This window comes from Pseudomonas sp. B21-056 (assembly GCF_026016325.1).
Taxonomy (GTDB): domain Bacteria; phylum Pseudomonadota; class Gammaproteobacteria; order Pseudomonadales; family Pseudomonadaceae; genus Aquipseudomonas.
On the sequence record NZ_CP087203.1, the window covers coordinates 2034919 to 2061146 of the forward strand.

Annotated in this window: 18 protein-coding genes; 13 read left to right on the plus strand and 5 right to left on the minus strand. The window is 61.8% G+C overall.

The features are described 5' to 3' along the window. Positions 1-30: 30 nt before the first annotated feature. The 5 genes from fadA to LOY67_RS09130 all read left to right on the plus strand — a co-directional run bounded on the left by fadA (position 31) and on the right by LOY67_RS09130 (position 5389). Entirely contained in the window at positions 31-1206 is a 1176-nt protein-coding gene (gene fadA, locus LOY67_RS09110; protein WP_041020098.1) for an acetyl-CoA C-acyltransferase FadA, read from the plus strand. A gap of 109 nt (positions 1207-1315) precedes the next feature. After that, positions 1316-1552 carry a DUF1653 domain-containing protein gene (locus LOY67_RS09115; protein WP_265066860.1) on the plus strand — a complete coding sequence of 79 codons (237 nt, stop codon included), beginning with the start codon at positions 1316-1318 and terminating at the stop codon, positions 1550-1552. A 115-nt stretch (positions 1553-1667) separates the two neighbouring features. Then, positions 1668-4280 carry a type I DNA topoisomerase gene (gene topA / locus LOY67_RS09120; protein ID WP_265066861.1) on the plus strand — a complete coding sequence of 871 codons (2613 nt, stop codon included), beginning with the start codon at positions 1668-1670 and terminating at the stop codon, positions 4278-4280. Positions 4281-4521: 241 nt separating this feature from the next. After that, positions 4522-5046: a DUF6586 family protein gene (locus LOY67_RS09125; protein ID WP_265066862.1), complete on the plus strand. Its 525-nt coding sequence runs from the start codon at positions 4522-4524 to the stop codon at positions 5044-5046. A 106-nt stretch (positions 5047-5152) separates the two neighbouring features. Further along, entirely contained in the window at positions 5153-5389 is a 237-nt protein-coding gene (locus LOY67_RS09130; protein ID WP_265066863.1) for a hypothetical protein, read from the plus strand. 72 nt (positions 5390-5461) lie between these two features. On the opposite strand, the gene sulA is transcribed toward LOY67_RS09130, so the two are convergent. Both sulA and lexA read right to left on the minus strand, forming a co-directional pair. Then, positions 5462-5935 (minus strand): SOS-induced cell division inhibitor SulA, encoded by a 474-nt coding sequence (gene sulA, locus LOY67_RS09135; RefSeq protein WP_265066864.1) that lies wholly within the window; start codon positions 5933-5935, stop codon positions 5462-5464. 10 nt (positions 5936-5945) lie between these two features. Beyond that, the gene (lexA, locus tag LOY67_RS09140; protein ID WP_265066865.1) at positions 5946-6554 is read right to left on the minus strand and encodes a transcriptional repressor LexA; all 609 of its coding nucleotides are present in this window, start codon (positions 6552-6554) and stop codon (positions 5946-5948) included. A gap of 241 nt (positions 6555-6795) precedes the next feature. Between lexA and LOY67_RS09145 the strand changes: the two genes are divergently transcribed. The 4 genes from LOY67_RS09145 (at position 6796) to LOY67_RS09160 (ending at position 12717) form a co-directional block, all read left to right on the plus strand. Further along, positions 6796-7503 carry a TetR/AcrR family transcriptional regulator gene (locus tag LOY67_RS09145; RefSeq protein ID WP_265066866.1) on the plus strand — a complete coding sequence of 236 codons (708 nt, stop codon included), beginning with the start codon at positions 6796-6798 and terminating at the stop codon, positions 7501-7503. Positions 7504-7682: 179 nt separating this feature from the next. Next, on the plus strand, positions 7683-8681 hold the full coding sequence (gene nagZ / locus LOY67_RS09150) for a beta-N-acetylhexosaminidase (RefSeq protein ID WP_265067730.1): 999 nt from the start codon (positions 7683-7685) through the stop codon (positions 8679-8681). A gap of 12 nt (positions 8682-8693) precedes the next feature. Continuing rightward, a complete protein-coding gene (locus tag LOY67_RS09155) occupies positions 8694-9428 on the plus strand; it encodes an S-methyl-5'-thioinosine phosphorylase (protein ID WP_265066867.1) in 735 nt (244 codons plus the stop codon). Positions 9429-9432: 4 nt separating this feature from the next. Next, positions 9433-12717, plus strand: coding sequence for a DEAD/DEAH box helicase (locus LOY67_RS09160; RefSeq protein ID WP_265066868.1), 3285 nt, complete (start codon positions 9433-9435; stop codon positions 12715-12717). Positions 12718-12921: 204 nt separating this feature from the next. Here LOY67_RS09160 and LOY67_RS09165 read toward each other — a convergent pair whose 3' ends face one another. From LOY67_RS09165 to mfd, 3 genes are read right to left on the minus strand one after another with little or no spacing between them, the layout of a single operon-like run. Next, positions 12922-15618, minus strand: coding sequence for a DEAD/DEAH box helicase (locus tag LOY67_RS09165; RefSeq protein ID WP_265066869.1), 2697 nt, complete (start codon positions 15616-15618; stop codon positions 12922-12924). Between the two features lie 11 nt (positions 15619-15629). Beyond that, complete coding sequence (locus LOY67_RS09170) at positions 15630-16196, minus strand: peptidoglycan binding protein CsiV (RefSeq protein ID WP_265066870.1); 567 nt, start codon at positions 16194-16196, stop codon at positions 15630-15632. Positions 16197-16206: 10 nt separating this feature from the next. Further along, positions 16207-19656 (minus strand): transcription-repair coupling factor, encoded by a 3450-nt coding sequence (gene mfd, locus LOY67_RS09175; RefSeq protein WP_265066871.1) that lies wholly within the window; start codon positions 19654-19656, stop codon positions 16207-16209. A 168-nt stretch (positions 19657-19824) separates the two neighbouring features. Between mfd and LOY67_RS09180 the strand changes: the two genes are divergently transcribed. The 4 genes from LOY67_RS09180 (at position 19825) to LOY67_RS09195 (ending at position 26200) form a co-directional block, all read left to right on the plus strand. Then, positions 19825-21288: a glyceraldehyde-3-phosphate dehydrogenase gene (locus tag LOY67_RS09180; protein WP_041020650.1), complete on the plus strand. Its 1464-nt coding sequence runs from the start codon at positions 19825-19827 to the stop codon at positions 21286-21288. Between the two features lie 705 nt (positions 21289-21993). Then, positions 21994-22662 carry an ABC transporter ATP-binding protein gene (locus tag LOY67_RS09185; RefSeq protein WP_265066872.1) on the plus strand — a complete coding sequence of 223 codons (669 nt, stop codon included), beginning with the start codon at positions 21994-21996 and terminating at the stop codon, positions 22660-22662. After that, positions 22659-25133, plus strand: a complete 2475-nt coding sequence (locus LOY67_RS09190) for an ABC transporter permease (RefSeq protein ID WP_265066873.1) — start codon at positions 22659-22661, stop codon at positions 25131-25133. Before LOY67_RS09185 ends, LOY67_RS09190 begins: the two co-directional genes overlap by 4 nt. Continuing rightward, positions 25130-26200, plus strand: coding sequence for a lipocalin-like domain-containing protein (locus tag LOY67_RS09195; RefSeq protein WP_265066874.1), 1071 nt, complete (start codon positions 25130-25132; stop codon positions 26198-26200). Before LOY67_RS09190 ends, LOY67_RS09195 begins: the two co-directional genes overlap by 4 nt. Positions 26201-26228 lie beyond the last annotated feature (28 nt).

Here is a 26228-nt window from a genome sequence, read left to right on the forward strand (position 1 = left end):
GCGCCCAACGACTAGAGCGAGAGAACATTTATGAGCTTGAATCCTAGAGACGTCGTGATTGTCGACTTCGGTCGTACACCGATGGGCCGCTCCAAGGGCGGCATGCACCGCAACACCCGCGCCGAGGACATGTCGGCGCACTTGATCAGCAAACTGCTGGAACGCAACGTCAAGGTCGACCCGAACGAAGTCGAGGACGTGATCTGGGGCTGTGTGAACCAGACCCTGGAGCAGGGCTGGAACATCGCCCGCATGGCCTCGCTGATGACCCAGATCCCTCACACGGCGGCCGGCCAGACCGTCAGCCGCCTGTGCGGTTCGTCGATGAGCGCGCTGCACACCGCCGCCCAGGCGATCATGACCGGTAACGGCGATGTGTTCGTCGTCGGCGGTGTCGAGCACATGGGCCACGTGAGCATGATGCACGGTGTCGACCCGAACCCGCACATGTCGCTGTACGCGGCGAAAGCCTCGGGCATGATGGGCCTGACCGCGGAAATGCTCGGCAAGATGCACGGCATCACTCGCGAGCAACAGGACGCCTTCGGCGTGCGCTCCCACCAGCTCGCCCACAAGGCGACCGTGGAAGGCAAGTTCAAGGATGAGATCATCCCGATGCAGGGTTACGACGAGAACGGTTTCCTGAAACTGTTCGACTACGACGAAACCATTCGTCCGGAAACCACCCTCGAAAGCCTGGCGACCCTCAAGCCGGCCTTCAACCCCAAGGGCGGCACCGTGACAGCCGGTACTTCGTCGCAGATCACCGACGGCGCTTCGTGCATGATCGTGATGTCGGCCCAGCGTGCTCAGGACCTGGGGATCCAGCCGATGGCGGTGATCCGTTCCATGGCCGTGGCGGGTGTGGACCCGGCGATCATGGGCTATGGTCCAGTACCGGCCACGCAGAAAGCCTTGAAGCGTGCCGGCCTGAGCATCGCCGATATCGACTTCTTCGAACTCAACGAAGCGTTCGCCGCACAGGCCCTGCCGGTGCTGAAAGATCTGAAAGTGCTCGACAAGATGAACGAGAAGGTTAACCTGCACGGCGGCGCGATCGCCCTGGGTCATCCGTTCGGTTGCTCCGGAGCACGTATCTCCGGCACGTTGCTGAACGTCATGAAACAGAACGGCGGCACCTTTGGCGTGTCCACCATGTGCATTGGCCTCGGCCAGGGCATCGCCACTGTCTTCGAACGCGTCTAAGCGTTGCGTCGATGGAAGCCGGGGCCAAGTGCCCCGGTTTTTGTTTTTACGGGTTTAATAAGAAAAGATTTTGTTTTTATTTTGAAAAGATTTCAGTGAGGGCCGAAGCATGCCGATACAACCTGGGCTCTACCAGCATTACAAAGGTCCGCAGTACCGCGTATTCAGCATCGCGCGGCATTCCGAGACCGAGGAAGAAGTGGTCTTCTACCAAGCCCTGTATGGCGATTACGGCTTTTGGGTGCGTCCCTTGAGCATGTTCCAGGAGTCCGTCGAGGTTGACGGCGAACAGGTGCCACGCTTTGCTTTGGTGCAGGCCGAAGGGGGCATTTTCCCCAAGCCTTGAGGCCAACCTGCGGGCAACCCTGCGCTTGACCTCACCTTGCAGCCACTATATATAGCGGTGCCGCGTCAGGCGCCAACCGCCTTTCACTTTTTAGAATTCAGGAATTTTCTGATCCATGGGCAAATCGCTGGTCATTGTGGAATCCCCGGCTAAGGCCAAGACCATCAACAAGTATCTGGGCAACCAATACGTGGTGAAGTCGAGTATCGGCCATATCCGAGACCTGCCCACCAGCGGTTCGGCTAGCGCCAGCAAGGAGCCAGCCGCCAAGCGTGGCAAGGCGGCCGCTGGTGAAGCGCCGGCGCTGTCGCCAAAGGAAAAGGCGCGCAAGCAGCTGGTCTCACGCATGGGGGTCGATCCGGAACATGGCTGGAAAGCCAAGTACGAGATCCTCCCGGGCAAGGAAAAGGTCATCGAAGAACTGCGTCGGCTCGCTAAAGATGCCGACACCATCTATCTCGCGACGGACTTGGACCGCGAAGGGGAAGCCATTGCCTGGCACCTGCGCGAAGCCATCGGTGGCGATGACAGCCGCTACAAGCGTGTGGTGTTCAACGAAATCACCAAGAAGGCCATCCAGGAAGCGTTCTCCGAGCCGGGTGAGCTGGACATCGACCGGGTCAACGCTCAGCAGGCGCGTCGCTTCCTCGACCGCGTGGTGGGCTACATGGTTTCGCCATTGCTGTGGGCCAAGATCGCCCGTGGCCTGTCGGCCGGGCGCGTGCAGTCGGTGGCGGTGAAGCTGGTGGTGGAGCGCGAGCGGGAGATCCGCGCGTTCATCCCTGAAGAGTACTGGGAAGTCCACGCGGACCTGGGCACCACCAAAGGCGCGAACGTGCGCTTTGAAGTGGCCCGCGAAAAGGGCGAAGCCTTCAAGCCGCTCAACGAAGCACAGGCTATGGCTGCCCTGGAGAAGCTCAAGGCTTCTACCTACAGCATCGTCAAGCGTGAAGACAAACCGACCAGCAGCAAGCCGTCGGCGCCGTTCATCACTTCCACGCTGCAGCAGGCCGCGAGCAACCGCCTGGGCTTCGGTGTGAAGAAAACCATGATGATGGCCCAGCGTCTGTACGAAGCCGGCTACATCACCTATATGCGTACCGACTCGACCAACCTCTCGGCCGATGCCGTGGCGATGGCGCGTACTTATATAGAAAGCGAGTTCGGCAAGAAGTACCTGCCGGACACGCCGAACGTCTACAGCAGCAAAGAAGGCGCACAAGAGGCTCACGAAGCGATTCGTCCTTCCGACGCCAACACCGAGCCAAGCAAGTTGTCGGGCATGGAGCGCGATGCCGAGCGTCTCTACGAGCTGATCTGGCGCCAGTTCCTGGCCTGCCAGATGCTGCCGGCGCAATACCTGTCCACCACCGTCAGCGTCGGTGCCGGAGACTTCGAGCTGCGCGCCAAGGGCCGCATCCTCAAGTTCGACGGTTATACCCGCGTCATGCCGCAGATCACCAAGCCTGGGGACGACGACGTCTTGCCGGACATGGCCCAGGGCGACGTGATGAAGCTGATCAAGCTCGATCCGACCCAGCATTTCACCAAGCCACCGGCCCGTTATTCGGAAGCCAGCCTGGTCAAGGAAATGGAAAAGCGCGGCATCGGTCGTCCTTCGACCTACGCGGCGATCATTTCCACCATCCAGGATCGCGGCTACGTGGCGCTGCACAACCGTCGGTTCTATTCGGAAAAGATGGGCGACATCGTGACCGAGCGATTGTCCGAAAGCTTCTCGAACCTGATGGACTACGGTTTCACCGCCGGCATGGAAGAGCATCTCGATGATGTGGCCCAAGGTGAGCGGGACTGGAAGAACGTCCTCGACGAGTTCTACGGCGACTTCAAGAAGAAACTCGAAGTGGCTGAAAGCCCTGACAGCGGCATGCGCGCCAACCAGCCGGTGATGACCGATATTCCTTGCCTGACCTGCGGTCGTCCGATGCAGATCCGCACGGCGTCCACCGGCGTCTTCCTGGGGTGCTCGGGCTACAGCCTGCCGCCCAAGGAGCGCTGCAAGGCAACAGTCAACCTGGTGCCGGGCGATGAAATCGCCGCGGACGACGAGGGTGAGTCCGAATCCCTGGTGCTGCGTGGCAAGCATCGCTGCCCGATCTGCAGCACGGCGATGGATGCCTACCTGCTGGACGAAAAGCGCAAGCTGCACATCTGTGGTAACAACCCGGATTGCGCGGGCTACGAGATCGAAGAGGGCACCTATCGCATCAAGGGCTATGAAGGGCCGAGCCTGGAATGCGACAAGTGTGGCAGCGAGATGCAGCTCAAGACCGGCCGTTTCGGCAAGTTCTTCGGTTGCACCAACCCGACCTGCAAGAACACTCGCAAGCTGCTCAGGAGCGGTGACGCCGCACCGCCGAAGATGGACCCGGTGAAAATGCCGGAGCTAAAGTGCGAGAAGGTCAACGACACCTACATCCTGCGTGATGGTGCATCCGGCCTGTTCCTGGCGGCCAGTCAGTTCCCGAAAAACCGCGAGACCCGCGCACCGTTGGTGATGGAGATCGTGCCGCACAAGGACGAGATCGATCCGAAGTACCATTTCCTCTGCGAAGCACCGCAGAAGGATCCGGACGGCCGCCCGGCGGTGATTCGCTACAGCCGCAAGACCAAGGAGCAGTACGTACAGACCGAGGTCGACGGCAAGCCTACGGGCTGGAAAGCGTACTACGACGGCGGTAAATGGACGGTGGAAGACAAGCGCTGATTGGAGGCAGGGGGTTTCCCCTGTGCCGATCAGTCAAGCAAACAACTGTGGGAGCGAGCCTGCTCGCGAAGCGGTGAATCAGGCAGCATTGATGCTGATTGTTGCGCCGCTATCGCGAGCAGGCTCGCTCCCACAGGGTACCGCTTGATTCTTTGACTGTATTTGGCTTGCAGTGGTCTTGGTTGATCCACGACACTGTCGCCCTTGCGTGAAGCTTTCACATCGTTGGGAGAATGCCGTCATGGCCCACGAGCTCTATACCCGCACCAACCAGAAAATCTACTTCGCCGGCCTGTCGCTCGAAGCGCTCGCCAGGACCGAGGATGGGCGCGCGATGAATTCCCCGGCATTGCTGCAGGCCGGGCGCGAATCGGCGCTGTTTCACCTGTACGGTGCGTTGTTGGGGTTGTGCCATGAAATTGCCGGTTTCTATCGACTGCCCCAGGCGAACGTTCCGCGGGCCGAGCTGCTGCTGACCCAGGAAGTGTTGCGGGACATTGCGATCCCGGAACTGGCTGAAATGATCGAGCTGGCTCAAAACCCGGAAACCTGGCTGGCCAGGCTGCTGGCGGCCTATGGGGCTCTGTTCCAGCCACCACGGCCACCTCGCAAGCCCAAGGGCGACGTGACCCAGCCATTGATCGTGGCGGTCAACCTGGATGAAGAAGAGCCGGAGCAGGAGCTCAGCCGGGAAGAGCTGGAGAGCTGGCGTCAGAACCTCAAGAGCCTGGCTCTGCGCTTCCGTGAAGGGTTGAACGAGTGCTGAATTTCCTTTCAGCCCACGTCCTTCATTGATAACGCTTGGTCAAGATCCCGAGCGAAGCCTGGCCGATGACTATATAATCCTCGCCTTTCGTGGAGAACAGACTTTTATGCCAACGTCCTTTCTAGAAATTGTCGAACTTCCTGATGGCCGTATCGAGCTGCGCAGGGCCGAGGACGAGGGTTCCCTGGTGACTCTGAGCTTTTCCGAAGATGCCAAGGCCTTCCTGCAAGGCCAACACGTCGAAGTCGCCAAGGCGATGTTGAGCGTGGGGGTCCAGATGGCAGGGCGCCTGGTTGAAGGCGAATTCAACAACAAGGAAGAGGGGCCGCGGGTTCTTCACTGATCCCGTCTGTCGGTTTCCTGGAAGTCATATTGCCGTCCGGCTTCTCTGTCCTGGAGAAGCCCTGTGTTTGTCTCAGCCCAATCGAATGTTCAGGCTTTGTGCGTCCCCGGTGCGGGCGGCGCTGATCAACTGTTGCCGTGCCGTTGAGCTCAGCGGGTTGAGCCAGCTGACTACCGTATGGCTGCGGCCCAGGCGCAAGGCTTCGCAAGTCAGCTGTTGAGCGCTCTGGGTACCCCGTGGTTGCAGCAGCAGGATTCGCTCGCGATTAAGACCTGCGTCCCGCAACCAGGCTTGGGTAACACTGGCGGGTGGGGCGATCAGCGTCAGCCAGCGGGCTTCCTGGTCCTGGCTCAGTTCCCGCAGAATCGGTGCCAGCAGGTTCAGGCAGTTCCCGGCTGCACCACGCAGTGACAGTTCACTGAAGGCCTCGGGCTCAATGCCCCAAGGTGCTTCAATCACCTCTTTCAGGACTGGAGCCAGTGGTTGGGCCATGAAAGCCTCGAACAACGGAAGTTGCGTGTGCTGTGGTGTGTGAGGGAACTGCATAAAGCCTCCTTTAGCGGCGTATGACGCCGACACTCAAGCCTTCGATGACCATGTCCTGTTCTTGCAGGTCCACTTCGATGGGCGCGAACTCAGGGTTCTCGGCGATCAGCCAGACCTTGCTGCCATCGCGCTTGAAGCGCTTGACGGTCACTTCGTCACCGATACGCGCCACCACGATCTGGCCGTTGCGGGCTTCGCGGGTGGTGTGTACCGCCAGCAGGTCGCCGTCGAAGATGCCGATGTCCTTCATGCTCATGCCGTGTACGCGAAGCAGATAATCAGCCCGCGGATGGAAGAAAGCAGGGTTGATGTTGCAGGACTCTTCCACATGCTGCTGGGCGAGGATCGGGGCACCGGCCGCCACGCGACCGATGATCGGCAGGGTGGTTTCGTCGGCCTTGGCTTCGAAGCCGGGAATGCGAATGCCACGGGATGCGCCCGGGGTCATTTCAATCGCGCCCTTGCGGGCCAGTGCCTTGAGGTGTTCTTCAGCCGCGTTGGGCGACTTGAAACCCAGTTCCTGAGCGATTTCCGCGCGGGTCGGCGGATAGCCGTTGTCCTCGAGGCAGCGCTTGATGAAGGCCAGAATCTCTGCTTGGCGTGGCGTCAGCTTTAGCATATTGATCGCTCTGTCTTTTTATACAGTGACTGGGATTATATACAGTGAGCGCCGCTTGGCAATCCTCCTTTTTTTACGGGCCGCTGGACGGTCGATCGGGCGGTTGAGGCCACTTGGGCTACAGCCTGGCAAAGGTGTGGTTAAATAGCTGACCGGGCGTTCGCAAAACGTCCCGTCAGGCTTGACAGACCCCAGGGTCGAAACGTATGTTTCAAACAAGTGTTTGTCAGGCGGAGTAACCATGGCCCAGTCGGAAACCGTTGAACGCATTCTCGATGCTGCGGAGCAGTTGTTCGCGGAAAAAGGTTTCGCCGAAACCTCGTTGCGCCTGATCACCAGCAAGGCCGGGGTCAACCTGGCGGCAGTGAATTATCACTTCGGTTCGAAAAAAGCGCTGATCCAGGCGGTGTTCTCGCGATTCCTCGGACCATTCTGCCTCAGCCTCGACCGTGAACTGGAGCGTCGCCAGGCCAAGCCCGACGTCAAGCCCTCCCTGGAGGAACTGCTGGAGATGCTGGTCGAGCAAGCGCTCGCCGTGCAGCCGCGCAGCGGTAACGACCTGTCCATTTTCATGCGCCTGTTGGGCCTGGCATTCAGCCAGAGCCAGGGGCACCTGCGGCGTTACCTGGAAGACATGTACGGCAAGGTGTTCCGCCGCTATATGCTCCTGGTCAACGAGGCTGCGCCGCGTATCCCGCCGATCGAGCTGTTCTGGCGCGTGCACTTCATGCTCGGCGCCGCCGCGTTCAGCATGTCCGGCATCAAGGCCCTGAGGGCGATCGCCGAAACCGATTTCGGCGTGAATACGTCGATCGAGCAGGTAATGCGCCTGATGGTGCCCTTCCTGGCGGCCGGCATGCGCGCTGAAAGCGGGGTCACCGATGACGCCATGGCGGCCGCTCAGTTACGTCCGCGCAACAAATCCACACCGGCCCTCGCCAAGGCGTGAACGGGTGGGCGCGGCTGCCCACATCCGCTAAGCTAGCCGCCCATGCCGACTCTCGTTTCGAATCCGTTTCCAGTGTCATTGCACGACCGCGATCTGCCGGACCAGGTGTTCGGTGGCGCGGTCGCGTCTGCATGGCGGTGCGGATTCATCGTTACTAAGGAAATGCTATGACTGCTGGCCTGCAAGGCTCGTTGATGGTGGACGTCGCCGGTACCTGGCTGACGGCCGAAGATCGCCACCTGTTGCGTCAGCCGGAAGTGGGTGGGCTGATCATCTTTGCGCGCAATATCGAGCATCCACGTCAGGTACGAGAGCTGAGCGCGTCGATCCGCGCCGTTCGTCCTGACCTGTTGTTGGCGGTCGATCAGGAAGGCGGGCGCGTCCAGCGTCTGCGCCAGGGGTTCGTACGGGTGCCGGCGATGCGAGCGATTGCCGACAACCCGAATGCCGAATACCTGGCCGAGCAATGCGGCTGGATCATGGCGACCGAAGTGCTGGCGGTGGGTCTCGACCTGAGCTTCGCGCCGGTGCTGGACCTCGATTATCAGCGCAGTGCGGTGGTCGGCAGTCGAGCCTTTGACGGCGATCCGGAGCGTGCCGCGTTGTTGGCGGGTGCATTCATTCGCGGCATGCGAGCGGCCGGCATGGCGGCGACCGGCAAGCATTTCCCTGGCCATGGCTGGGCCGAGGCCGACTCCCACGTGGCGATCCCCAAGGACGAGCGTAGCCTCGAGCAGATCCGCGCCAATGACCTGGTGCCGTTTGCCCGATTGAGCAAGCAACTGGCCGCGGTGATGCCGGCCCATGTGATTTATCCACAGGTCGATGCCAACCCGGCAGGTTTTTCCCGGCGCTGGCTGCAGGACATCCTGCGCGGCGAACTGCAATTCGACGGCGTGATCTTCAGCGATGATCTGTCGATGGCCGGTGCCCATGTGGTCGGCGACGCCGCCAGTCGTATCGAGGCTGCGTTGTCGGCCGGTTGCGACATGGGCCTGGTGTGCAACGACCGCGCCGCCGCGGAGCTGGCCTTGAGCGCCGCCCAGCGGCTGAAGGTCAAGCCGTCGGCGCGGATCGCCCGCATGCGCGGCCAGGCCTTCGCTACCACCGAATACCGCCAGGATCCACGCTGGCTGACGGCAATCGGCGCATTGAAAGCCGCCCAATTGATTGATTAAGGACGTTTTGTCATGACCGTTTACGCAATTATCGGCGGCACTGGCCTGACCCAGCTCGAAGGCTTGACCATTCGCCGGTCCCTGGCGGTAGAAACGCCGTACGGTGCCCCATCGGCCGAGGTGCAGATCGGCGAGTACGCTGGACGCGAGGTCCTGTTCCTGGCCCGCCATGGTCATCCCCATCGGTTGCCGCCCCATCAGGTGAACTATCGCGCCAATCTCTGGGCGCTGAAGCAGGCTGGTGCCGAAGCGATCCTGGCGGTCAATGCCGTGGGCGGGATTCATGCGGCGATGGGCACCGGGCATTTCTGCGTACCTCATCAATTGATCGACTACACCAGCGGTCGCCAGCACACCTATTTCGCCGATGACCTGGAAGCCGTCACCCACATTGATTTCAGCTACCCCTACAGCGAGTCGCTGCGCCAGCAACTGATCGCTGCCCTGGCCGCCGAAGGCTGCGGCTACAGCAGCCACGGCGTATACGCCTGCACCCAGGGGCCGCGCCTGGAAACCGTGGCCGAAATCGCCCGTCTGGAACGCGATGGTTGCGACATCGTCGGTATGACCGGCATGCCGGAAGCGGCGCTGGCCCGCGAGCTGGAACTGGAGTACGCCTGCCTGGCCCTGGTGGTGAACCCGGCGGCGGGCAAGTCCACGGCGGTGATCACCATGGCCGAGATCGAGCAGGCACTGCATGACGGGATGGGGAAGGTGAAGTCGACGTTGGCGCGGGTGTTGATGTAAGCCGATGATCAAATCAATAGCAGAAGTCCTGGAGACTGACTGGGGCGAAACGTTTTCCCCGCGAACGCTCGAGCGTGGTTTCGATTACGCCGAGCAGGACCAGATACGGATCCTGAAGATAGACGAGCGCGCGATCCAGGCCGAATGCCGGGGCTCCGGCAACAATGTCTACCAGCAGGTCATCGAACTCATTCGTCATCGCAATGACTACGAGGTCGATTACCAGTGTTCCTGTCCGGTCGCTATCAATTGCAAGCATTGCGCTGCCGTCATGTTCCATCTGCTGGGCGATGAGCAAGCGCTGGAAGCTGGTTTTGCCGATGACCAGCTGAGTTCCGAGCTTGAGCGCTGGATCAAACACATTCCTGCTCCGGCTTCAGAGTCGGCGCCCGTCGAAAGAAAAACCGATGTTCGGCTTTTTTATCGGCTCAAGAGAAACAAATCCGGGGACTGGACGCTGGGGCTGTTCCTGGGGCGCCAGTCCGATGACGGCCATCCGCAGGATCTGCAAGCGTTCTATTCACTGGCAGACATGCTGATTCGGTTGCCGGATTTCGCAACGGATCTCGACAGGAAAATCGGTCGGTTGCTGATCAGCGGCCACGATTTTCGTAGCCATATCAACACGTATCCTTTGCAAGGACGCAACGGCGCCGAAGTGCTCGCGCTTGCCGCGCAGTCCTCTCGCCTGCTCTATAAGCTGGACCCGCCACAGCCTTTGACCGCAGGCCCGGAGCGGCCTGCCCAGTTTTCCTGGGCTGAGCAACCCAATGGCAATTATCTGCCTCAGTGGCAAAGCAATGCGCAAATACTGGATACGGTCCTGCCACTCGAGCCGCTTTATTATCTGGACAGGGTGCGTGGGGAGCTTGGGCCGCTGTCCTATGGGGTGGACGACAAGCTGGCATGCCATCTAAGCCTTGCGCCAGAGGTGTCAGCTCGCCATGCGGGGCTGTTCAGTCATCGGATCAATGGGCTCGGTCGGCAGATTCCACCTCCGCAACAACTGACGGAGCGGGTCGTCGAGGATGTCGAGCCGCAGCCGGTGCTGGCTCTCGGCTCTTACCTGCATTGGAACTCCCATTCGGAACATCGCGCGGCATTGACCTTCACCTATGACGGCCATGTGGCAAACGAAAAGGAACCCACGCAAGTGTCGGTTCTGTCCGGGACTGAAACCTTGCATATACAGCGCAAGCTGGACGTTGAACTGGCCTTGCGCAAGGCCCTGCGCAAAGTAGGGTTCAAAAAAGCCCCCCGCAGAAGCGTTGCGCTGGCAGACAGTCCGGGTGAGAAATTCCAACTGCCCGATGATGAAGCCTGGCTGGCATTCATGGGTAACGGTCTGGCGCAGTTGCGTGCCGCCCATTGGCAGGTCGAGATCGAAGACGACTTCCATTTCAATCTGCAGCCCGTGGAGCATTTGTACGCAGATATCGAAGAGTCTCCCGGTCGGGAATGGTTCGATCTGCAACTGGGCATCGTGGTGAATGGCACGCGCCACAGTCTGCTGCCGATCCTGCTTCATTTGCTGCGCTCCAGGCCACAGATGATGGATCCGGCCAGCCTCGACCAGCGGGACGACGAGCAGTTGATGTTGCTCGACCTCAACGGCGGAAAGCTCTTGGCCGGTCCCGGCGTGAAGGTTGCGTTGCCGTATGGGCGGGTCAAGCCGTTGATGGCGACCCTCGGCGAACTGTACATGAAGGAGCATCGGGGCGACTCGATACGCCTGAATGCCTTCGATGCGGCCAGGCTGGATGTGCTCGACGGTGTGCCGCTGGAATGGAAGGGCGGGGAGCGACTGCGCGCCTTTGCAAAACGGTTGCGTGAGTCGACCCATGTGCATGTTCCGGCACCCAAGGGGCTCAATGCGCTTCTGCGGCCTTACCAGCTCGAAGGGCTCAACTGGATGCAGACCCTGCGTGAGCTGGAAGTCGGCGGTATCCTGGGCGATGACATGGGCCTGGGTAAAACCTTGCAGACGCTGACTCACCTGTTGTGCGAGAAGCAGGCCGGGCGCCTTGAGACTCCAGCGCTTGCGGTCATGCCCACCAGCCTGATTCCCAACTGGCTCGACGAGGCGGCTCACTTCACGCCGCAACTGAAGGTGCTGGCCCTGTATGGCGCCGGACGCAAGAAGCACTTCGAACGGCTGGCCGATTACGACCTGGTGCTAACCACCTATGCATTGCTGCCCAAGGATGTCGAACGCCTGAAAGCGCAGCCACTGCACGTGCTGATCCTCGATGAAGCCCAGTACATCAAGAACCCCACCAGCAAGGCCGCTGTGGCTGCCCGTGAACTCAACGCCCGGCAGCGCCTGTGCCTGACCGGTACGCCGCTGGAAAATCACCTGGGTGAACTCTGGTCGTTGTTTCATTTCCTGTTGCCCGGTTGGCTGGGAGACAGCAAAACCTTCAATCGGGACTATCGGACTCCAATCGAGAAGCATGGTAGCGGCGAGCGGATGCGGCACCTGACGGCTCGAATCAAGCCGTTTCTGCTGCGGCGCAAAAAGGAACAGGTCGCGACTGAACTGCCGCCCAAGACCGAAATTGTCCACTGGGTCGATCTCAATGACGGGCAGCGGGATGTCTATGAAACCGTACGTGTGGCCATGGACAAGAAAGTGCGCGACGAAATTGCCCGAAGCGGTGTGGCCCGCAGCCAGATCATCATCCTCGATGCACTGCTGAAGTTGCGTCAGGTCTGCTGCGACCTGAGGCTGCTCAACACCACGCCGACCGCCAAGGCACTGCGTTCCGGCAGTGGCAAGTTGACCGGCCTGATGGAAATGCTCGAGGAGTTGCTCAGCGAAGGGCGCAAGATCCTGTTGTTTTCCCAGTTCACCTCGATGCTGGCCTTGATCGAAGAGGAACTGCACAAGCGCGCCGTGGAGTATTCGTTGCTGACGGGTAGCACCACCGATCGCCGTACACCGGTGAGGGACTTCCAGAGTGGCAAGGTGTCATTGTTCCTCATCAGTCTCAAAGCGGGCGGTACCGGGCTCAACCTGACGGCTGCCGATACGGTGATCCATTTCGATCCCTGGTGGAATCCGGCCGTGGAAAACCAGGCGACCGACCGTGCTTATCGCATCGGTCAGAACAAGCCGGTGTTCGTCTACAAGCTGATTGCCCGGGGCACGCTGGAAGAGAAGATGCAGGCCCTCCAGCAGGAGAAGGCCGCGTTGGCGGGCAGTGTGCTGGATGGCGGAACGACGGGTGGCTGGAAGCTGGAGCAGAGCGATATCGAAGCGCTGTTTGCGCCATTGCCCAAGGCTTGAGTCTGTATTGATCGATGTAGGATCGTGGATGACCCAGGATTTTCTTGCATCGCAGATCCCCTGTGGGAGCTAGCCTGCTCGCGAAGGCGTCGGAACATCCAGTATTGCAGGTGCCTGGGACACCGCTATCGCGAGCAGGCTCGCTCCCACAGGATTTCCTTGGCTGCTCGGCATCAGGGTACGCCCTGCCGTCGCCAGCGGACCTCAGCGCTTTTCCAGCTTATCCGGCAACGGCGCGAACAGTGCTTCGATATCGTCGCTCTGCAGCTTCCAGTCGCCGGCTACGCGACCGTCGAGCACGCCGGCGGCGAGGTCGGATTTTTCCTTTTGCAGCAGCTGGATCTTTTCTTCCACGGTGCCCCGGGCAATCAGCTTGTAGACGAACACCGGCTTGTTCTGACCGATGCGATAAGCACGGTCGGTCGCCTGGTTTTCCACGGCCGGATTCCACCAGGGATCGAAATGGATCACCGTATCGGCAGCCGTCAGGTTGAGCCCGGTACCGCCCGCTTTGAGACTGATGAGGAACAATGACACCTTGCCACTCTGGAAGTCCCTCACCGGTGTACGGCGATCGGTGGTGCTACCCGTCAGCAACGAATACTCCACGGCGCGCTTGTGCAGTTCCTCTTCGATCAAGGCCAGCATCGAGGTGAACTGGGAAAACAACAGGATCTTGCGCCCTTCGCTGAGCAACTCCTCGAGCATTTCCATCAGGCCGGTCAACTTGCCACTGCCGGAACGCAGTGCCTTGGCGGTCGGCGTGGTGTTGAGCAGCCTCAGGTCGCAGCAGACCTGACGCAACTTCAGCAGTGCATCGAGGATGATGATCTGGCTGCGGGCCACACCGCTTCGGGCAATTTCGTCGCGCACTTTCTTGTCCATGGCCACACGTACGGTTTCATAGACATCCCGCTGCCCGTCATTGAGATCGACCCAGTGGACAATTTCGGTCTTGGGCGGCAGTTCAGTCGCGACCTGTTCCTTTTTGCGCCGCAGCAGAAACGGCTTGATTCGAGCCGTCAGGTGCCGCATCCGCTCGCCGCTACCATGCTTCTCGATTGGAGTCCGATAGTCCCGATTGAAGGTTTTGCTGTCTCCCAGCCAACCGGGCAACAGGAAATGAAACAACGACCAGAGTTCACCCAGGTGATTTTCCAGCGGCGTACCGGTCAGGCACAGGCGCTGCCGGGCATCGAGCTCGCGGGCGGCCTGGGCGGCTTTGCTGGTGGGGTTCTTGATGTACTGGGCTTCATCGAGGATCAGCACGTGCAGTGGCTGCGCTTTCAGGCGTTCGACATCCTTGGGCAGCAATGCATAGGTGGTTAGCACCAGGTCGTAATCGGCCAGCCGTTCGAAGTGCTTCTTGCGTCCGGCGCCATACAGGGCCAGCACCTTCAGTTGCGGCGTGAAGTGAGCCGCCTCGTCGAGCCAGTTGGGAATCAGGCTGGTGGGCATCACCACCATGCAGGGACGGTCAAGGCGGCCGGCGTTTTTTTCGCTGAGAATGTGCGCCAGGGTCTGTAGGGTCTTGCCCAAGCCCATGTCGTCCGCGAGAATGCCGCCGACTTCCAGTTGCCGCAGCGACTGCATCCAGCTCAAGCCTTCGAGTTGATAAGGCCGCAGCGTCGCGTTCAGGCCTTCCGGCGCGGTGGTGGTGTAGTCCCTGATGTCACGCAGGCGTTGGGCCAGGCCACGAATGTGTTCGCCGCCTTCCCAGCGCAGGGGCATGTCTTGCAGCGGATTGAGGCGCAAGGCGTCCGCGCTGTTCAGGCGCAGCTTGGTAGTGCCGGGTTCGTTCAGGTAGAACTCGCCCAGGGTGGCCAGTACCGGTTTCAGTCGGCCGTAGGGCAGGGCCACTTGTTGCGGGCCGAACTCCGAATTCGGGCGGTTCGGCAAGTTGACCAGGATGAGTTCGTCATCGCGGCGCCTGGCCAGGCGTTCCGGGTTGAACAGTTCGATGTGAGAGCGCATCAGGTTCAACAGGATCGGCAACAGGCTCAATCGCTCGCCGTTGACGATGATCCCCAGTTCCAGATCGAACCAGTCCCGCTCCGGCGCTTCCTCGACGGTGGCGTACCAGTCGTCCACGGCGGTCAGGTCGAAGCCGAAATCTTCGTCGATCTGCAACTCCCAGCCCTGGCTGCGCAGTTTCGGCAGATCATTGAGCGTGAACGTCAGCCAGGCGCTGTCGTTGACCATCTCGTACAGTTCGCCGGCACTTTCCGGCAAGGCCTTGCTTTGCCGGGTCGCGATCTTGAAACCGAGGATTCTTAGCTGCTCGCGGTAAGACTGCTCCACATCGGTGTGGCGTTTTATCCGCAGTGTTTGGGTTTCCTGGCGAATCAGTACGTCAGTATTGCGCTGGCCGCTGACGTACTCGTCCAGGTAACTGAACGACAGGGCGGCGCGGTGCTGGATGTAGCGCTGCATCTTGCCGTTACGCGGCTCGAAGGCGCTGAACTCGATGCTCGCCAGCCACAGGCGCGGCAGCGGTTGAACATTGTCCACCAGCACCTGCGGCGGGGCCTTGGGGCTGCGATTGTCCAGCACTGCCTGGAGTTTCTCCAGCAGTTGGGCGTCTTTTTCGGCAGCCGGATAGGCCAGGGTTTCCTGGACCTGTAGCAACACCGCCGCGCAATGCTTGCAGTTGATGCGCACCGGGCAGGTGCACGCGGCGTCGAGCAGGATCAGCGTGCCCTTGGCTGACTCTTTAAGGCGAATGGTCTGACGATAAACACTGCCACCAGAGCCTTCGCAACTGGCGGTGATGGTGCTTTCTCCGGTCTCGACGATCCTGACGCGGTTTTCCAGTGCGTAACGCCGCCCACGCTCCAGGCTCTGTTCCTTGAATCGATTGACCCAGGAAGGTGCCAGGGGTTTGCTCAGGGGCGAGGGCATAGGCGCGCCGATCAGTCCGGAATGACGTCAGGGGACTGCCGTGGCGCGGGCGCGGTCAGTGAGGTGATCTTGATCAACAGGCCGAGGTGACCGTTGTCGAGGAAATTCAGCTGACCGTTCTTGGTGTGGCTCTGTTGTCTAAGGCGTTCGCTGGCGGTAACCAGGCCATTGGCGTCGATGCGGTTGATCCAGAAGTCGGCATCCACGTCGGTGAAACGTCCCAGCTTCAGCTCCAGGGTGCCTTCGATGGGAAACTGGCCGTACTGCTCGGCGCCGTCGCTGATGGCGACCTTGCTGCCCTGTTCCCCGAGGTTCTGCTGCCAGGCCTTGTGCATCAATACGCTGTATTGGCCACTGCTGTTGAGTTTCTCCACGATGTTGCCCAGCGCTGGGGTGCGCTGGCTGTCGGCGGGCAGGCGCTGCGCGCCGGCGTCCCAGTCTTCCGGGGCGGCGCGGCTGATGATCGCCGGTTCGGCGTTCTGGCGCACCAGAATCATTTCAACCTGATACAGGTCGTCGGCAAACGCCAGGGGAGCGACCAGGGTCAGCAACAAGGTCAGTGAGCGAAACAGGCGCATGGGGCGTCCTTCAAACAGTGGTCGGGGAGAGGCGCTCGAACAGCGCTTCTACGGTATTGAAACGCTCTTCCGGGCGCTCCATGGGCACCATGAACTTGAACATCGTGGCACCTTCGAATTTGTAGCGCTTGGGTTGGCCCTGGATCAGCTTGATCAGCACCAGTGGATCGACCGGGGTCTGGGCCTCGAACTCGATCCGGCCGCCATTGGGGCCGCCGTCGACTTTCTTGATGCCCAGTTGCTCGGCCTGGAGCTTGAGCAGCGTCGTTCGCACCAGGTTCTTGGTCGGTTCCGGCAACAGGCCGAAGCGGTCGATCATCTCCACTTGCAGGTCCTTGAGGTCCTCTTCGTTGGCGGCCGAGGCAATGCGCTTGTAGAGGATCAGTCGTGCATGGACATCCGGCAGGTAATCTTCCGGAATCAGCGCCGGCACCCGCAGGTTGATTTCCGGCCCGCCGCCCAGGGGCTGGTCGAGGTTCGGTTGTTCGCCCTTGCGGATCGACTTGACCGCCCGTTCGAGCATTTCCATGTACAAGGTGAAGCCGACGGCCTGGATCTGGCCGCTCTGGCCGTCGCCCAGCAGTTCGCCGGCACCGCGGATTTCCAGGTCGTTGGTGGCGAGCACGAAACCGGCCCCCAGGTCCTGGGTATTGGCGATGGCCTCCAGGCGTTTTTCCGCATCGGGAGTGATCTGTTGACGCGGCGGTGTCAGCAGGTAGGCGTAGGCCTGGTGGTGACTGCGCCCGACCCGGCCGCGCAACTGGTGCAGTTGGGCCAGGCCGAACTTGTCGGCGCGCTCGATGATGATGGTGTTGGCGCTCGGCACGTCGATGCCGGTCTCGATGATGGTCGAGGCGATCAGCACGTTGAAGCGCTTGTGGTAGAAATCGCTCATCACCTGTTCGAGTTCGCGTTCGCGCATCTGCCCGTGGCCGATGCCGATCCGCGCTTCCGGCACCAGCTCGGCCAGGTCGGCGGCGCACTTCTCGATGGTCTTCACGTCGTTGTGCAGGTAATAGACCTGGCCGCCGCGCAGCAGCTCACGCAACAGGGCTTCCTTGACCGTGCTCTTGTTCTGCTCCATGACGAAGGTGCGCACCGACAAGCGACGGGCCGGCGGGGTGGCGATGATCGACAGGTCGCGCATGCCCGACACCGCCATGTTCAGCGTGCGCGGAATCGGCGTGGCGGTCAGGGTCAGGATGTCGACTTCGCTGCGCAGGGCCTTGAGCTGTTCTTTCTGGCGCACACCAAAGCGGTGTTCTTCGTCGATGATCACAAGCCCAAGGTTCTTGATCTTCACATCGTCCTGCAGCAGCTTGTGCGTGCCGATGACGATGTCGATCTTGCCCTCGGCCAGGTCGGCCACGGCGGCGTTCACTTCCTTGGCGGACTTGAAGCGGCTCATCACCTCCACGGTCACCGGCCAATCGGCGAAGCGATCGCGAAAGCTGTTGTAGTGCTGTTGGGCGAGCAGGGTGGTCGGCACCAGGATCGCGACCTGCTTGCCGCTGTGCACGGCGATGAACGCGGCGCGCATCGCCACCTCGGTCTTGCCGAAGCCGACGTCGCCACACACCAGCCGGTCCATCGGCTTGGGCGCGAGCATGTCGGCGCGCACGGCTTCGATGGTGGTCTGCTGGTCGACGGTTTCCTCGAACGGGAAACCGGCGCTGAAGGTCTCGTAGTCGGCTTTCGGGTCGGCGAAGGCATACCCCTCGCGGGCGGCGCGGCGGGCGTAGATGTCCAGCAGTTCGGCGGCCACGTCGCGCACCTGCTCGGCGGCCTTGCGCTTGGCTTTCTGCCAGGTTTCCGAGCCCAGGCGATGCAATGGGGCCAGGGCATCGTCGCTGCCGGTGTAGCGGGCGATCAGGTGCAGGTTCGCCACCGGCACGTAGAGCTTGGCGCCTTCGGCGTATTCCAGGGTGAGGAATTCGGCCGCCTGGTTGTCGATTTCCAGGGTCGCCAGGCCCAGGTAGCGGCCCACGCCGTGGTCGATGTGCACCACCGGCGCGCCTTCGCGCAGCTCGGTGAGGTTCTTGATGACCGCGTCGTTGGCGGCATCGGCGCGTTTCTCGCGGCGACGACGCTGCATGACGCGCTGGCCGAACAGCGGGCTTTCGGCCACCAGCGCCAGGGCTGGATCATCCAGCACGAGGCCGTCATTCAGCGGCGCAATGGTAATCGCCAGGCGATCCTTGCTGGCGACGAAGTCCGGCCAGTTGTCGACTGTTTTGGGCCGCAGCTTCAGGCGCTCCAACAGCTCCAGAAGCACTTCGCGGCGCCCGGCGGTTTCTGCGGTGAACAGCACGCGGCCGGGGAACCCGTCGAGAAAACCGGCCAGGGCCGCCAAGGGTTGGGCGGCCTTGGCTTCGATCGCCAGGTCCGGCAATGGCTTGGCCGGGAAGCGTTCACGGCCGCCACCGGTTTCCACGTCCTGCTGGCTCGCCACCACGCGCGGCCAGTTCTTGAGGCGGGCGAAGCAGTCTTCCACCGGCAGGAACAACTCGGCGGGCGGCAACAAAGGACGGGACGGGTCGATGCGTCGCTCTTCGTAGCGATTGCGCACGTCGTTCCAGAAGTTTTCCGCGGCTTGCTCGATGCCAGGCAGGGAGAACACCTGGGTGTCCTGGGGCAGGTAATCGAACAGGGTGGAGGTTTCTTCGAAGAACAGCGGCAGGTAGTACTCGATGCCGGCGGGGGTGATCCCGCTGCTCAGGTCCTGGAAGATCGGGCAGCGACGGAAATCCACGTCGAAGCGCTCGCGAAAGCGCGCCTTGAAACGGGTCACGGCGTCTTTTTGCAGCGGGAATTCCTTGGCAGGCAGCAGACGGACCGACTGGACCTTGTCGATGGAGCGCTGGTTTTCCGGATCGAAGGTGCGCAGGGTCTCGATTTCGTCATCGAACAGGTCGATGCGATAAGGCAGCTTGCTGCCCATCGGGAACAGGTCGATCAATGCGCCACGTACCGCAAACTCGCCGTGCTCGTACACGGTGTCGACGCAACGGTAGCCGCTGGCCTCCAGTCGGGTGCGCATCTGCTCCACATCCAGCTTCTGGCCGATATCCAGCACCAGGCTGCTGCCGAGGAGGAACCGGGTCGGGGCCAGTCGATGTAGGGCGGTGGTGATCGGCACTACCAAAACGCCATGACTGAGCTCCGGCAACCGATAAAGGCTGGCGATTCGCTGGGAAATGATGTCCTGGTGTGGCGAGAACAGATCGTAGGGCAGGGTTTCCCAGTCCGGGAAATGCAGCACCGGCAAATCCGGAGCAAAGAAGCCCAGCTCCTGCTCCAGCCGTTCGGCGCTCTGGCTGTCGGCGGTCAGCAGCAGGGTGAAGCGCTTTGCAGCGCTGGCGGCCTCGGCGATGGCCAGGCTCAGGGCGGCACCGGGCAGATTGCCCCAGTGCTGTTTACCTGCCGTGGCAGGGAGAAGCGGAAGACGCAGAACGGGCACGGAAGATTGAGCTCCAGCGTTGCGACAAAGTCGACAATTGTAGCGGGGTAAAGGGGCGGCTGTCAGTCGCAGACTACCCGGGCAGAGGGGAAAACCACGGCGCGACAGGCGCGCATTGCCCCCGCGTGGACTCGGCGGCATAATGTAGCCCCTTTTTTCAGCCCCTACATGTGGAAGGTTCCCGTGACTCAGAAGCCCGACCAGTGTCTTGGTGAATGGATTGATCGTGAAGCACTCGCTGAAGCGATGATCCCTCTCATCGGTCAGCTCTACCGCAATAACAACGTGGTGAGCTCGATCTATGGCCGCAGCCTGATCAACCAGTCTGTCATCGCGATTCTCAAGGCGCACCGCTTTGCTCGCCACCGTTCTTCCGACGACAGCGAACTCTCCGTCCACGAAACATTCCCCCTGCTCAAAGCCATGAGCGAGCTCAAGCTCGGCGCGGCTTCGGTGGATCTGGGCAAGTTGGCGTTCAAATTCCGCAACGAAGGCAATGGCCGTAGCGCCGAGCAGTTCGTGCGTGAAGAGATGGCTGATGTGGTTGGCCAGCAAAACGTTTCGGCTCGCAAGGGCACTGACGTGGTCCTGTACGGCTTCGGTCGTATCGGCCGTCTGCTGGCGCGCATCCTGATCGAGAAGACCGGTGGCGGCGACGGCCTGCGCCTGCGGGCCATCGTGGTGCGCAAGGGCGCCGAGAACGACCTGACCAAGCGTGCCAGCCTGCTGCGTCGCGACTCGGTCCATGGTTCGTTCAACGGCACCATCACCATCGACGAAGAAAACAACACCATCACCGCCAACGGCAACCTGATCCAGGTGATCTACGCGAAGAATCCGACCGAGGTGGACTACACCCAGTACGGCATCAAGGACGCCCTGCTGGTGGACAACACCGGTGTATGGCGTGACGCCGACGGCCTGGGCCAGCACCTGGCCTGCCCGGGTGTCGACCGCGTGGTCCTGACCGCACCTGGCAAGGGCAAGCTGAAGAACATCGTTCACGGCATCAACCACGGCGACATCACCGCGGACGACAAGATCGTCTCCGCCGCCTCCTGCACCACCAACGCCATCGTGCCGGTGCTCAAGGCTGTGAACGACAAGTTCGGCATCGTCAACGGTCACGTTGAAACGGTTCACTCGTACACCAACGACCAGAACCTGATCGATAACTTCCACAAGGGCGACCGTCGTGGCCGCAGCGCCGCGCTGAACATGGTCATCACCGAGACCGGTGCCGCCACCGCCGCCGCCAAGGCCCTGCCTGAACTGGCCGGCAAGCTGACCGGCAACGCGATCCGCGTTCCAACGCCAAACGTGTCGATGGCCATTCTCAACCTGAACCTTGAGAAAGCCGCCACCCGTGAGGAGATGAACGAGTACCTGCGCTACATGGCGCTGCACTCCGATCTGCATAAGCAGATCGACTTCGTCAACTCGCAGGAAGTGGTGTCCACCGACTTCGTCGGCTCGCGCCACGCCGGTGTTGTGGATGCTGAAGCAACCATCAGCCAAGATAACCGCGTTGTTCTGTACGTCTGGTACGACAACGAATTCGGTTACAGCTGCCAGGTGGTCCGCGTGATGGAAGACATGGCCGGTGTAAACCCGCCAGCGTTCCCGCGCTAAGCCTTAGCCGCAGATGAAAAACGCCCCGACTTGTCGGGGCGTTTTTTTATCAGGATATTCCTGGTGTCCAGACTGACCTCTTCGCGGGCAAGCCCGGCTCCCACAGTTTTTTGCGGTGTTCACCAAGGTAGTGCCCACCGTCATTCCCCTGTGGGAGCGAGGCTGCTCGCGATAGCGGTGGGTCAGCTTGCATCGATCTTGACTGTGCAGCCGCCATCGCGAGCAGGCTCGCTCCCACAGTTTTCGCGGTGTTCACGAAAGCTGCGCCCGAGCGCCAATCCCCTGTGTGAGCGAGCTTGCTCGCGATGGCGTCAGATCAGTCAACATCGTCGTTGAATGCTAAGCCGCTATCGCGAGCAGGCTCGCTCCCACAGAGGTCGGTGGTGAACCTCGATTCTGGGTTAACCCCGGGACAATGTGGGAGCGAGCCTGCTCGCGATGGCGTCAGATCAGTCAGCGTCTTCGTTGAATGCTGAACCGCTATCGCGAGCAGGCTCGCACACAGTTTTCGCGGTGTTCACGAAAGCTGCGCCCGAGCGCCAATCCCTTGTGGGAGCGAGCTTGCTCGCGATAGCGGTGGGTCTGTTTGCATCGATGTTGACTGTGTCATGGCCAAGGATAGAAAAGCCGTCGTGCAGTTCCTGAGGTAGGGTGGTCGCTTAACTCCGCTATCCTGAGCCTCACGTTTTTCCATCGAGCCGTCCCATGCTTGAAGTCCGCGACGTTTTTAAAAGCTATGTCACCCCTCAGGGACCGTTATCGGTGCTGCAAGGCGTCGACCTGACGTTGACGCCGGGCAGCAGCCTGGCGCTGATGGGGGAGTCTGGCAGTGGCAAAAGCACCTTGCTGCACCTGGTTGCCGGGTTGGACAAGGTCGATCGCGGCAGTATCCGCAGTGACGGATATCGGCTCGACGGTATGAACGAGAGCGAACTGGCGAACTGGCGGCGCACGGCAATCGGCCTGGTGTTCCAGCAGTTCAACCTCATCAGCAGCCTGTCGGTCGAAGACAACCTGGCGTTCCAGGCGCGTCTGTGCGGTCGCTACGACCCGGCCTGGCAGGCCCATCTGGTACAGCGGCTGGGCCTGCAAGACTTGCTGCGCCGTTACCCCGAGCAGCTTTCCGGCGGCCAGCAGCAACGGGTTGCACTGGGCCGGGCGCTGGCCTCGCGGCCGCCGTTGCTGTTGGCCGACGAACCCACCGGCAGCCTCGACGAAGCCACCAGCGATGAGGTACTGCACCTGCTGCTGGAGCTGTTGGATGGCAGCGCCACCAGTCTGCTGATGGTCACCCACAGTCCACGGGTGGCGGCCCGCCTGGCTGAACGCGTGGTGTTGCACGGTGGGCGGCTGGCGCAGGTGGGCCAGGGGTGATGATCTTTCGTCAGACCCTCAAGGCCTTGCTCAGTCATTGGCGCCAGCACCCGGTACAGTTTTTCAGCGTGTTGACCGGGCTCTGGCTCGCCACCAGCCTGCTGACCGGCGTGCAAGCCTTGAACAGTCAGGCCCGGGAAAGTTACGCCCGGGCCAGTCAGCTCATTGGTGGTGAACCCCAGGCCAGTCTCAGTGCGCCCGGTGGCGGTACCTTCCCCCAGCAATGGTTTGTCGAGCTGCGTCGCCAGGGGTGGCCGGTGTCACCGGTATTGCAGGCCAGGGTCATGCTCAAGGGGCATGAAGACCAGCGCCTGCAACTGCTGGGCATCGACCCGGTATCTCTGCCCCCCGGTGCGGCGCTGGCGGGGCAGGCGCGGGAGATGAGCGAGGTGGTGGAATTTTTCACTGAGCCCGGCCGCACCTGGATCGCCCCGCAGACCCTGCAAGCCTTGGGACTGGGCGAGGGCGACCGGCCCCTTACCGCCGATGGACACGCCTTGCCGCCGCTGCACACCCAGGCGGACATGGCGCCGGGCCTGTTGTTGATGGACATCGGGTTCGCCCAGCAAGTGCTCGGGCTGCCGGATCGGTTGTCGCGATTGTTGCTACCCGCGACGTTTAGCGCAGCGTTGCCGGAAGCGTTCAATGGTCGGTTGCAATTCAAGCGTGCCGATGAAGAAAACAACCTGTCGCGCCTGACCGAAAGCTTTCACCTGAACCTCGACGCCCTGGGCTTTCTATCCTTTGTGGTGGGGTTGTTCATTGTTCACGCCGCTATCGGCCTGGCCCTGGAGCAACGTCGCAATCTGCTGCGAACCCTGCGAGCGTGCGGCGTCAGTGCGCGGATGCTGGTCACCAGCCTGGCTGTCGAGCTGGGGGCATTGGCCTTGTTGGGCGGCGTTGCCGGGGTACTCAGCGGTTACTGGCTGGCGAGCCTGCTGTTGCCGGATGTCGCGGCGAGCCTGCGCGGGTTGTACGGCGCCGAAGTGGCCGGGCATTTGAATCTCAGCCCGTGGTGGTGGCTGGGCGGGGTGGGCCTGAGCCTGCTCGGTGCGCTGCTGGCCGGTGCCGACAGTTTGCTGCGGGCGGCGCGCTTGCCGTTGCTGGCGCTGGCCAATCCCCAGGCCTGGCATCAGGCCCATGCGCGCTGGCTGCGCCGCCAGGGCTGGGTGGCGACATTGGCCGCGCTGATCGCCTTGTTTGCGTTGATCCGGGGCGACAGCCTGGCCAGCGGCTTTGTCCTGATGACGGCGTTACTGCTGGGGGCGGCGCTGGCGTTGCCGGTGTTGCTCAATCGTGCGCTGAACCTGTTGCTGCGTCGCAGCCGTTCAGTGCTCGGGCAATGGTTTCTCGCCGATTGCCGGCAGCAACTGCCAAGCTTGAGCCTGGCGTTGATGGCTTTGCTGCTGGCGTTGGCGGCGAACATCGGCGCCGGCAGCATGACCGCAGGTTTCCGCCAGACCTTCACTCATTGGCTTGAGCAACGCCTGAGCGCAGAACTGTACGTCAGCCCGCAGACCCCGGCCCAGGCCGGCGAGTTGCACGCCTGGCTCAAACAGCAATCGGTCGTGACCGCCATACTGCCCAACTGGCAGGTATCGGTCCCCTTGCAAGGCTGGCCGGCGGACGTCTTCGGCATCATAGATCACCCCACCTATCGCCAGCATTGGCCGCTGCTGGAATCCGCCGACAAACCCTGGGAACAACTGGCCGCCGCCGACACGCTGATGCTCAGCGAACAACTGGCCCGGCGCCTCAAGGTCCGGGTTGGCGACCCGCTGACCCTGCCGACCCCCCAGGGGCCATGGATGCCGCGCATCGTCGGGATCTACGCCGATTACGGCAATCCCAAGGGCCATGTGCTGGTCAATGCCGACCACCTGCTTGCCCATTGGCCGGAGCTGACGCCGTACCGCTTCAACCTGCGGATCGAACCGTCCGCGATCCCGACGCTACTGTCGGCGTTGCAAAGTCGATTCAACCTGGACGACAGCCGGATCGTCGATCAGGCCCGGCTCAAGGGCTGGTCGACCCAGGTGTTCGAACGCACCTTTGCCGCCACGGCCGCGCTTAACGGCCTGACGCTGGCCGTGGCCGGGGTGGCGCTGTTCATCAGCCTGTTGACCCAGAGCCAGAGTCGCCTCGGTCAGTTGGCGCCGCTGTGGGCGCTGGGCGTGACGCGTCGGCAACTGATGCTGCTCAATCTCGGCCAGACCTGGCTGCTGTCGCTGCTGACCCTGGTGCTCGCCGTGCCGCTGGGCATTGCCCTGGCCTGGTGTCTGGATGCGGTGATCAATGTGCAGGCCTTCGGCTGGCGCCTGCCGTTGCGGGTGTTCCCATTGCAACTGGCGCAATTGCTGGCGTTGGCGATGTTCGCCACGCTGCTGGCCTCCGCCTGGCCGTTGTACGCCTTGTACCGCACGCAGCCGGCGGATCTGCTGAGGCGCTTTTCCCAGGAAGATCGCTCATGAAGCTCAGAATCGGCCTGATGCTGCTGGCGCTGCTCGGCGGTTGTGACAACCCGCCGGAACCCCAGAAAGGCTTTGCCGGCCTGGGTGGCGAGGCCGTCGCCTTCACACCGGTAGTGCCGGGGCGGGTGTTCGGTTTTCCGGCGGATCACGGCGTGCATGAGGGATTCCGCATCGAATGGTGGTATGTCACCGCCAATCTCAAGGACGCCGAGGGTCGCGATTTCGGCGTGCAATGGACATTGTTCCGCAGCGCCTTGAGCGCTGGTCCCCAGGTGGATGGCTGGCGCAACCAGACGATCTGGCTCGGTCACGCCGCAGTCACTTCCGCCACGGTCCATCATGCCGCCGAGCGCTACGCACGGGGCGGGGTGGGGCAGGCCGGGGTGCAGGCCACGCCGTTCAGTGCCTGGATCGACGATTGGCAATTCGCCACGCAAGCAAACGGAGCCGACCCTTTGGCCGACATGCAACTGAAGGCCCGCGACCCACACTTTCGCTATGAGCTGCGGCTCACTTCGACCCGTCCGCTGGTGTTGCAGGGCGACCAGGGCTTCAGCCAGAAATCCGAACAAGGGCAGGCGTCGTACTACTACAGCCAGCCGTTCTTCCAGGCCAGTGGTCAACTGGAAATCGACGGCCAGCGCTATACGGTCAGTGGTCCGGCCTGGCTTGATCGCGAATGGAGCAGCCAGCCGCTGACCGCCAACCAGACCGGATGGGACTGGTTCTCCCTGCACCTGGACAGTGGCGAGCACGTGATGCTCTACCGCATGCGCCACAAGGAAGGGGCGCCGTACCTCACCGGCACCTGGATCGACGCCCGGGGCCAGGCGCAACCCCTCCACGCCGGCGATATCGAGCTTGTACCGCTGGACACTGCCAAGGTCGCCGGACGTTCGATGCCGGTGCGCTGGTCCATCAGGATTCCTGGCAAGCACGTCGAGATCAGTACCCGCGCCCTGAACCCCAACGCCTGGATGGACCTGCGCATTCCCTATTGGGAAGGGCCGGTGCAAGTGAGCGGCAGCCAGGGCGGTAGCGGTTACCTGGAAATGACCGGCTACTAAGACTCGTCGGAACTCCCCGCTAGCGCCA